8 protein-coding genes are annotated in these 9944 nt (G+C 56.7%); 1 reads left to right on the top strand and 7 read right to left on the bottom strand.

Annotated features, from left to right (window positions below; genetic code table 11):
- Positions 1–100: 100 nt before the first annotated feature.
- Complete coding sequence (locus RMO15_RS26800; protein WP_309720038.1) at positions 101–1300, bottom strand: PQQ-binding-like beta-propeller repeat protein; 1200 nt, start codon at positions 1298–1300, stop codon at positions 101–103.
- A gap of 84 nt (positions 1301–1384) precedes the next feature.
- On the opposite strand from RMO15_RS26800, the gene RMO15_RS26795 reads away from it, so the two are divergent.
- Positions 1385–4078 (top strand): hypothetical protein, encoded by a 2694-nt coding sequence (locus RMO15_RS26795; RefSeq protein ID WP_309720036.1) that lies wholly within the window; start codon positions 1385–1387, stop codon positions 4076–4078.
- A gap of 9 nt (positions 4079–4087) precedes the next feature.
- Here RMO15_RS26795 and RMO15_RS26790 read toward each other — a convergent pair whose 3' ends face one another.
- The 6 genes from RMO15_RS26790 to RMO15_RS26765 form a co-directional block, all read right to left on the bottom strand.
- Positions 4088–5821 (bottom strand): tetratricopeptide repeat protein, encoded by a 1734-nt coding sequence (locus tag RMO15_RS26790; RefSeq protein ID WP_309720033.1) that lies wholly within the window; start codon positions 5819–5821, stop codon positions 4088–4090.
- Positions 5822–5823: 2 nt separating this feature from the next.
- Positions 5824–6609, bottom strand: coding sequence for an ABC transporter permease (locus tag RMO15_RS26785; protein WP_309720030.1), 786 nt, complete (start codon positions 6607–6609; stop codon positions 5824–5826).
- The gene (locus tag RMO15_RS26780) at positions 6610–7578 is read right to left on the bottom strand and encodes an ABC transporter ATP-binding protein (protein WP_309720029.1); all 969 of its coding nucleotides are present in this window, start codon (positions 7576–7578) and stop codon (positions 6610–6612) included. It abuts the gene before it with no gap.
- Between the two features lie 268 nt (positions 7579–7846).
- Positions 7847–8983 (bottom strand): crosslink repair DNA glycosylase YcaQ family protein, encoded by a 1137-nt coding sequence (locus RMO15_RS26775; protein WP_309720026.1) that lies wholly within the window; start codon positions 8981–8983, stop codon positions 7847–7849.
- Positions 8984–9038: 55 nt separating this feature from the next.
- A complete protein-coding gene (locus RMO15_RS26770; protein ID WP_309720023.1) occupies positions 9039–9524 on the bottom strand; it encodes a hypothetical protein in 486 nt (161 codons plus the stop codon).
- The coding region (locus tag RMO15_RS26765; RefSeq protein WP_309720020.1) for a hypothetical protein at positions 9521–9944 on the bottom strand (424 nt) is incomplete at its 5' end. The genes RMO15_RS26765 and RMO15_RS26770, both read right to left, overlap by 4 nt.

Genomic DNA, 9944 nt, shown 5'->3' with positions numbered 1-9944 from the left:
ACACACTTCTTTTTTTCATAAAAAGGACTCCTGTAAAATAGATAAAGGTAGCGCGATTGTATCACGCTACCTATGAAGAGGAGATTAAAGTGGATTTTTCTTAGGCGGGAATATTCCAGAGAGCCAGTGTGGACGCACCCTTTACCAGAAGGCGGTTTCCCGAGATCGCGGGGCTTGACCACATGGCAGAATCCGCCACTTCGTACTTGGCAAGCTCTTTTAATGTATCTCCCATTTTCTGGTAGACAAACAGCTCACCGCCTTGAGAGGAGACGAGAAGGGAAGGGCCGATATCAAAGATCGTCACTTGCTCGCCTTTGTTGCCGGGGCACTCCCATATCACTTTTCCGGTGGCAAAGTCCATCACGGCCACTTGCCCGCGTCGCTTTTCGTTAACCACGTAGACACGCTTGCCGTCCAGCACAGGGCTAGAGGAGGACATCGTCACATCCCGCGACTCCCAGAGCTTTGAGGTTGACCACTTGCCGCCGCTCTGGCTGAGCTTGAGGGCGAACGTGGCGCGCTGGTTGGCCCCACAGAGCACCGTGTCGCCTGTAATGACGGGGGTGATAGAGTTGTGGTTGAACATGTTCTGGCGATTGGCCAGGCTCCAGAGCTGCGCCCCGTTTTCGGGACTGAGTCCCAGCCACATGTTGTGCGATGCGGTGACCAGCTGCCGTACTCCGCCAATCGTGGCCAGCTGTGGTGACGTATAGCCGGGTCCCTCGCCCTTCCACGCCCAGAGCTCTTTTCCGGTGTCTTTGTCTAGCGCCAAGAACGAGCCCGTGGCCTCGTGGCCCGCATGGACATAGATCTTCTTGCCATCAATCAGCGGCGAGAGCGACGCGCCACAGACAGGCATGGGAATGGAGTACTGCTTGGAGAAGTCCTTGCGCCAGAGAATGCTGCCCTTATTGGCATCGAAGCACGTCATTAGGCCATTCACACCGATGGTATAGAGCTTCCCGTCGTGCCAGAGCGGTGTGGAGCGGGGGGATTTCCCAAGGCGCTGTGCGGGGAAGATCACGCTATCAAACGGAGCCGCGACTACGTCTTTCCAGAGAGTTTTTCCCGTCGCCATGTCCACGCAGAGCACGTGCTCATCGGTGCCCTGCCGGACAATCACAAAGGCGCGGTTTCCGACGATAATCGGGGACGAGTGTCCCTCGCCTACGTTAATAGACCATTGTTTACTGAGCTGAGCGGGCCACTTAGAGGGAGTCTTAAAGCCTGGAACATGCGCATCACGGCGCGGACCACGCCACTGTGGCCAGTCAAGAGAAGAATTTTTTTGTATCATAGCCGGTCTAACGGAAGATATTGCCTAACAGTTCCCAAGAATTCCCTTTTGCTTTTTTGAAATCTCGGACGATACAGAGCTGAAGTGGCAGTACGACGACGAGAACAAAAACGAGCACACCTAGGCGAGCATGTCTTGCTGGCACAGGTCGCGTGGCTGGACGCACCTCTGTCATGGTCTAAGACAGAGGAACGCCTTTCGTGGGGCGGCTTGATTCCCGATGCAGACCTCCTCTGGAAGACCCAAAAGCGGCTCTATGAGCTACGCGGCGTTGATCCTTTACAGCGACAACTAGAGCGTGCCAAGCGCTGGCTCTCCCTTGCCCCAACGGATCTGTCTGACTGGCTGGTCATTGAGGCACTATGCGAGAATGAGCTTCCGTTCTCTCCTAGCACGATGTTGGCGCAGCAGGGAACGGCGGCGCTGCCTTCGCTTCAAGCACTGGAGCAAGACTGGCTCCTCACAGACGATGCACGTCCCTTGCTGGCGCTAGTGAAACAGATATGTCAGCAGGGAGCGCCACTGCCTCGTCACCCCGATCTGGTGGCGCGCTTGGGGCAAGATGCTTCCTCACTGCAAGCACTCCCACTCTTTACTCTCACGCCACAGTCTCTGCGTCGTGCCGTTCGTCAAGGGATCTCGCCCGGCAGGCTACTGGGACTACTGGACTCCGTGGTGGCCTTAAAGGCTTTCGCTTGTGCCGGAGTGGACTGGAGCGCACTGCCTATGGAGAGCCTGCCTGCTGCACTACGTTTGGTACGTGCCCTGCGCTCGTGCAACGTGCCTGGCATGGACGAAGCTCTTGCCCCTATACTCGCCCTCGACACTCGCGCTGAGTGGCTTGAGCTTCTGGAGCGTAACATCGCCTCGCTCTGGCCGGAGCCCGAGCTGACGGTCAAAAAGCGGCTGATGGGAGTACGGCGCGATGCGGCGCTGCTGGAGAAGGCCCAGAAGTGGCGTGCCCATCAGCACCTGACCGTGGAGCGCCTCCACAATCTCGTGGTGCACTCGCAGAGCCTCTCTCTCGCGGAGGACGTTTTACAGGCCAATGGTTTAGGGGCGATGTCTCTAACGGTGCCCGACCCGGCGCTCTATCCGCTCCTCTGGGCCCTCCTGAAAGAGTTTCATCGCACCGACACCGTCCTGGCCGGAGTGTTCCAAAACTATCGCTCAGCCCGTGAGTTTCGTCGGGACTTTGGCGAGCTTCTCCGTGTTTTGCGAACCTTGCCGATGGTGGCCAAGGAAGCGTTTTTTGATGCGATTGTTTTTTCTGCAGACAACGGCTCGCGTGAGGATCGCCGTCAGCTTGTGCGGCTAGCCCCCAAGCTTCCACTGCTCGTGCCACTCACGTCTCAGGAAGGCTGGGATTCTTGGGATTGGCGGGAGCTGTTCTCGATCTTGCCGTCGGTTCCTCTTGGCTGGCTTCCCGGACTCGTGGCACGACTCACCGCCTCCACAAGAATGTCACGGCTCCCCGTTGCCATTGCATTGGCGGGCGATGATGAGGCCCTCTTCCACAAGCTCTATGACGAGGTGCTTCCGTTGGATCTCGACTGGCTCCCGTTTCACTCTGCTGAGCGGATCTGTAAGGAGCTTCCCCGGTTTCCTGAGCTTCGTCCCATACTCTCGGAGCAGCTTCTCAAACACCCCCGGCGGACGATGGAGCAGATGGCACAGCTTGGGGAGGCGCTACGGCTCGGTTTGGACGCCCTCCAGCCTCTCCAGATGCTACGGCCCAGTTCAATGTCGACTTCGGAGGAATGGACCGAGATTGTGGCGCTTCTTCCGGAAAATTCGGACGTGCTCTGGTGCGCCTTGGAGCCACCAACACCGGGAATGAAGCGTGCCCTGGCTCTCCCGGAGCGTCTGGAGCGTGAGGCGGCATTTCTTGCCAGCCACCCTGACCGCGCCGGAGCTAGGTTAGCAAATTTACAGACGCGCCTTGCTCAGCCGGAGCGCCTGCGGGCTCAGGTACGGGAAGAGCTTCAGGCCTGCGTCGCGGAGCAAGCACAAAAGCTTCGGTCTGTGGCTCTGGCGGCTGCTATTCAGGAAGTCTATCGTGCTCGTCTCCAGAGCCTCATTGGAAGTCGTGCCCTCTCCGTTGAGATGACACCCGATATGATGAACGCGGTGCTCCTGAGCCTGGATATCGAGCCAAACCGTCGGCTCTTGATTCGACTGCTCCGGGCCTACTGTGATGGCGATACCCGCTGGGCTCTCCGCCAGAAAGCAAATCGGGAGTTTCTGCAAGCCCTCGAAGAGCGCGGAGTAGATAGCCTAGCGTGGCAAAGTGACTGGCAAGAGCGCTTGTGCTGTGACGAGCTACCCGGTGGCTGGCTTCAGCTACAGCTGGAGACCGATCCGCTGGCTGTGCTCCAGATGGGAAACTACTTCGACACCTGCCTGAGTTTTGGAGGCTGCAACTCCTACTCGACGGTCACCAATGCCGCCGATGCCAACAAACGGGTGCTCTACGGGCGCGACGAAAAAGGGAGGATTGTGGCACGCCAGCTCCTGGCACTGACAACGGACGATGGTCTGGTAGGCTTTCATCTCTACAGTACCGTGGATGACCCCAAGATCCGCTTGGCAATGGTGAAGCTCATTCGGGCGTTTGTGGAGCGCTTCGCTGGGCGCTGTGGTTTGACACTGGCTACTGAGGGGACGGTTCCGACGCTTCTGGCAACGGCTTGGTACGATGATGACACGGTTGTTTGGGACAAACCCGAAGTCTCAACTAAAATAAAAAGCCCCGGAAGACAGGCTTCCGGGGCATAGAAAGTGGGATTATTTCTGGATCTTATCCAGCCCAATTCCCTTGCTATCGTCAAAGAGAACCTTGGTATCCGCGCCAACAATATCGTCGCGGGTAAGCTTGAGCTTAACAGAGAGCATCCGAAGACCGGGCTTGATATCCGTTCTTAAGTAGCGCTTATCGGTCATACCCTCCCCATTCCAGCCGAGGCGATCCTGGACAAAGTCGGGGGCAATGCGTGGGTTAAACCCGAGAATCAGATCATAGGCATCAGCCTTGAAGCTGTACATCTTCGGGTCTTTGCTCATGTCTATCTCACGTTTTTGCCCGAACTCGCTGGGCATCAATTTATCTTCCAGAGCCACATAGAACTTGCGATCTGTGAGCCCCTTCAACTTGGTTGCATCTGCCTTGATCTCACTAATGATCCCAGGGACATCTGCCTGAGTATAGAATTTCTTCTTGCGGGTCGAGGGCGGAAAGACCAGAGTCGCCAGTTGGAGCTGCCCCAGTGGGGAGAGCTGCCCGGCAGCCAGTGCCTTTACAATGGGCACGCCTTTCGGGGCGCTTGCATCGTCTTTGTAGGAATAGACTCCCGCTCGCTCCTGGTTAGGATCCGTAGACGCCCCTGTATTGATCGCACAGAGGCTACCTCTGAGCGTCTTTTTCCCTCCACGAGAGTTGATCGCATCTTGCATGATGGTCAGCGTATCGGGAACTTCAAAGCTGAACTCTTTCGGGGAGGGTATGGCATAGCCCGCATCCTGAAGCCGGATGTCAACTCGTGCACCATCTACCGGGCCATCCATGACGATTCCACTGGAGATCGTGGCCGCCTTGGGGGTGCCTTGATCATCGAAGCTCAGGTCATCATACTGATCTTTTATACAGCCGACTAGGTTCCAAGTTCCTTCCACGCGAAGCACCCGAGGACGAACGCGAGTGACTTTGAAGGACATGTTGGTATCCACTTGGCCGAGGCGTGCAATATCCCGTGGGCGGCAGTAGCCACGCACACTGACCATGCGGCGGTTCTTGGTGGCATTGTTGAGGCCCTGGGTATTGCGGGACATGGCATCGGCCTCGGTTGGAGTGCCCTTGGCAGCATCCATACGCTGCTTATGAGCTGCCATCGCCGCTTCCCATGCCTTGACCGCCCCTTCTGGGTTTCCGGAGCGCTCTGTGGCATGGGCGAGTAAGTGCTCTACCATGTTGATGTCATGCGCAGGGTCGTTGTCGCGCGCTTGCTGGTAGGCCTTCACCGACTCGTCGTAGTCCTTGACCTTGTCGAAGAGATTCCAGCCCTTCTCTTTATAGAGATCGAAGACCGTACTGTTGGCCTCGATTCCCTCGTTGAGAAGTGCAATGCCAACGGGCAGGTAGCGGCGATCCGAGCGCTGGTCGGTGTCGGTAAAGTTGTACATTAGGTGCCAGGCACCCGTGGAATAAACATCCAGCCAGTTGGGGTCGAGCCAGGTAATCAGGCGCAGGAGCGGCAGAATTGCATCGTAGTTCCCCGAGTGGAAGAACGAGTCGGCGCGCACCCAGAGGAGCCCCGCAATCACCTGCCGGAAGCCCGAGACCGCGCCTAGCGCGTACTCAAACGGCAGTCCTCCTAGTGACTTTCGCGTAGAAGGAGGCTCGATATTAGGATCTTTACGGATTACATCTATTCGGGATTGGAGAATCCCTTGAACCGCGAGCAGGGCAAGCATGCCCGCGGTCAGCTTGGGATTGCCCCGAACGGCATCAAGAAAGTTTTTCATCATCACACCTCACGTCGGTCAAAGACCAGAATGGAGATGATCAGCAGCACGGTAGCATACACCACGGCATAGATCGTATTCTGGGTGAGGAGTGCTAATTCGGACTTTACTTGCACATTGGCCTGCACCAGCGGGTTAGTGTAGTTGAAGTTGCCGAAGTTGGGCACGATGTAGTGGACAATGGTAAAGAAGCCCTTCGCTAAGACATTCTGTGTGTTCTTGGCCAGATCCAGCGTGAAGCTGGAGAGGTTCCCCACGATAAACAGAGAGAAGGTCAGGAAGAAGTTTACCAGCGGCGAGAGAAACGTCGAGAAGAAGATCGCCACTGCGCTTAGCAGTGCCATCTGGCAGTAGATCATCCAGATGCCCTTGAACATGTTGAACGAGCTACCCATGTCCGCGCCGCGCTGCTTGAGGACAATCGCCAGCACAAAGGCGAGTCCCATCAGGCCGACGTTGATGAAGATCGTGCTGGCAGCACCAAAGTACTTGCCCAGTAGGAACTCATGGCGACGTACGGGTTTGGAGAGAATGGTGTAGATCGTGCGGCGCTCAATCTCGGTGGGGACGAGGTTGATTGAGAGGATCACGGTGATCAGCAGGGCAGCCATGGAGATAATTCCCAGGCCCATTCCCTTAACCAGGGTTAGCTCCTGACGCGGGGCAAACTGCTGGAAGGCGAAGGTCAGCACGAGCATGGCAAATCCGACCATGAGAAAGGCATTGAGCACTTTCTTGCGTAGAGCTTCGCTGATGGTATTGCGAGCGATAACGATTGCGGTATTCATTTATTTGTCCATCAAGTCCTTGTATTTATTGGCGGTCGGCTTCGACTCACTCCCATCGAGCGGGCGGTCGCCGGTAGAGGCAAGGCTACCCGTCGCGGAGTCAATGCGCTCGCCGACAATCTCGACGAAGATATCCTCTAGGCGGCGCTTTTTGGGAACCACGGAGAAGACATCGCCCTTAGCACCACGGATCGCATCCAGGAGACCCCCGACATCGGTGTTGGCAACGGAAACGGTGAGCTTGCCATCAAACTCGCTGCTCTCCATACCCGCGAGCTTGCCTGTCAGCTCCGCAGACGGCTTGACGACCGTTACTTCCACACGCTCACCACCAAGGAGCTCGTCCATGGTGCCAATCACCTGGAGCTTACCCTTGTGGATAATCGAGGCACGGCCACAGACCATCTCGACATCTTCGAGCTGGTGGCTGGATAAAAACATGGTCTTACCCTGGCGCTTTAGCTCGAGCATCAGGTCACGGATATCGCGGCGTGCAATGGCATCCAGGCCCGATGTCGGCTCGTCGTAAAAGAGCAAGTCCGGGTCGTTGATGAGGCTCTGGGCAATGCCGACGCGCTGTCGCATTCCTTTGGAGAACTCGGCGACGCGCTTATTGACATCGCTCTTTCCCCCAAGACCTACAAAGTCCACCAGCTCGTCGGCTTTTTTCTTGGCGTCTTCGATTTTCATGCCAAAGAGCTGGGCATAGAACGTCACGATCTCACGGGCGGTCATGTGCTCGTAGAAGTACGGTGACTCGGGCAAGTACGCCACTTTGTGTTTTGCCTCGATGTCCCCGGCGGGCTTGCCGAGCACATAGGCCTCACCCTGCGTGGCATAGATAAGGCCGAGCAGGATCTTGATGGTGGTGGTCTTTCCTGCGCCGTTTGCGCCCAGGAAGCCAAAGACTTCGCCTTCTCCAATGGTGACGGAGAGATTGTCAACGGCGTTGACAACCTCACGCTTCATGGGAACGGGGTACTGTTTGGTTAGGTTTTTAATTTCTATGGCTGCCGCCATACGAAGGCTCCTTATACGCCGGAGGCCACGTCCTAGATCGTCGGGCCGCGCCGCTCCGCGCGTGCGTTTGGGATGGTTGTTTTTTTAATGAACGATATCGAGGAGCCACGCAAGAGTCGTGCCCCCGGATTAGTACGAAATGCCTTGTTGGAATGTTCCCACTGAGGCCGCAAAAGTTTACCCGCTTGTCCGGGTTCTGTCAAGCAGGAAATGAAAGTTATTTGCAAATATGAAGCTGGCTGACTCCCAGGAAACCTGAAAATTCTTCCAGTTGCCTTTCTAAGAGCTTTGAGAGTGATTCGACATCAACGCCGGGCTCCCACAGTACCGAGAGAACCTGGAGTGTGTCGGTCTTGGTATCGCGTTTCGGGTCCACGCGGCCCACAAGCTTGCCGTTGTGCAGAATCGGAAGGACATAGTAGCCCCACTTGCGCTTTGCTGCCGGGACATAGACCTCCCAGGTGTAGTCGAAGTCAAAGATCTCGCGAGTACGTTGCCGGTCGTAGACCAGCGGGTCGAGGGGGGCGAGTAGCCTTAGCCCCTCGATCTCGCCTCCCAATCCTGGGAGGAGGGAAGCATCTTCGGTGAGGCAGTACCAGGGCTTGGTGAGCCCCTCGATCTCCACTTTACAGAACGCACTCTCGCCCAGTGTTGCCTTGTCATCGCGCCCCGGTCGAAAGAGTGCCTTGGCCTTGAGGCGCTTACGGGCCAAATAGCGCGCTGTCTCCGTGGGATCCGGAAGCTCTGATGCGTCTTTCTGGTGCCACGCGGCCAGCTCCGGCGCGACGCGCTCTAATCTATCGAAGTAGCGCTCGAAGTTCTTGCGGTGCGCGATTCCCAGCACGCCTTGGAGCCAGAGCTTTTCGGCCACTTGCGAAACCACCGTGGCCTGCGTGCCCCAGCCGGAGCGCATGTGCCCAAACTCGTTTCCGTGGCGGCGCGTGGAGAGCGGGCCGTGGGTATCGAGCGCTTCCAAAAACGCCGCCGCGACGGGCTCCTCTTCGGGAAACAAGCCCTGCCACCGCCCCGGCTCTGTCTGTCTTGCTTTCTTGCGGTGCACGAAGTATGGGTAGTCGGCGCGGGGCAGGGCCGCAAGATTGGGGAAATGGATCTCAAAAGCGCTAGCTGAAGTGCCGTAGAGTGTCTCGGTCAGCTTCTCGGGGGCGTAGTCTTTCACACGCGGCCATAGAATCAGCTCGTGCATCCGCCCACAGATCGGGATCGAGTCCTCCTGCACAAACTCCAGCGCCTTGATGGCGCTCTCAGTATCGGGGAGGCTCTGCCAGGAGTCTAAAGCAAAAGCGCGGATCAGAAACGCCCGCGCAGCGTCTTTGGTAATGCGAATGGTCTGCACACGGCACTAGTTCCACAGCGAACGTGCGTTTTCCTTTATCATTACCGAGTAAGCTTCAGCGCTTTCTGAAGTGCTTCCAGCCCGCGATCACGGAGACGATCATGCAGGGGACGGCGAGGTAATAGCCCAGAAGCATAGGTGAGAATACCTGGCCAAACAGTGCGCCTAGAGCAATCAAGGTGGTCAAAACAACAGCGAGGGTTCTTAGGACGAGTCGTTTTCGGGTGAAGGGAAACTGGTCTTGCCAGTGTGTCGGCTCCACATAGACGGGCTGCGTGAGGTACTTGATGCGCCAGAACCAGCGGGCTGCGAGGGCAATTTTGTAGACAATAAATCCCCCGAAAATTAACACGGTGAGGCAGGCCAACCAGGTCAGACTCGGTGACAAAACGCGCCCATACATCTGAGGTAGGTAGGGAAGAACACTACTTTGCACCGCGACGAAGCACAAGTTCCAGAACCCCTCCGCAATGCATAGCTCGCGTGTCGCACGAAATGTATGAGCAGGTGGCTTGGGCTGCTCTTTCTGCTGCTGGATCACTGACCTTCCTCGATTTCTGTTGTGCCGTACCCCTGCCGCTGCCGTGCAGGCATCCCGATCTTGCCCCCCACAGCTTTCCATGCTCTGAGCTGTCGCTGAAGTTGGAGAGCCCGGTGAAAGAGGACAACCAGAAGAACGCTGCCAGCGAAAAAACAAAAGGGTAGGTCTGACTTTTTAATGGGAGTGTTTCGTGTCAATGTTAAAAGTGCCAGGAGAACTGCGATCTGGACACCAAATCGGATTTTCTCGACGGTCAGCTCAACATCACAGAGGCGGTTGTCAATGGGCAGCGTAATGGGGTTGATGAGCTTCTCACCGCGCAGTACCCGAATCAGAATCCAGCCCCAGGCAAGGGGCATATCAGCTCCATAGCCGACGGTCATCAGAATAAGCCAGAGATCAAAGCGCCTAAATACCAGG

The organism is Armatimonas sp., from assembly GCF_031410135.1.
Taxonomy (GTDB): domain Bacteria; phylum Armatimonadota; class Armatimonadia; order Armatimonadales; family Armatimonadaceae; genus Armatimonas.
Note: the sequence above shows the minus strand (reverse complement) of the source record. Positions and strands in the feature narration are given on the sequence as shown.

What these genes read in the sequence shown, in the direction of transcription:
- RMO15_RS26800 (WP_309720038.1), bottom strand. Translation starts at nt 1,300, where the DNA reads ATGATACAAAAAAATTCTTCTCTTGACTGGCCACAGTGGCGTGGTCCG.
- RMO15_RS26790 (WP_309720033.1), bottom strand. Translation starts at nt 5,821, where the DNA reads ATGAAAAACTTTCTTGATGCCGTTCGGGGCAATCCCAAGCTGACCGCG.
- RMO15_RS26785 (WP_309720030.1), bottom strand. Translation starts at nt 6,609, where the DNA reads ATGAATACCGCAATCGTTATCGCTCGCAATACCATCAGCGAAGCTCTA.
- RMO15_RS26780 (WP_309720029.1), bottom strand. Translation starts at nt 7,578, where the DNA reads ATGAAGCGTGAGGTTGTCAACGCCGTTGACAATCTCTCCGTCACCATT.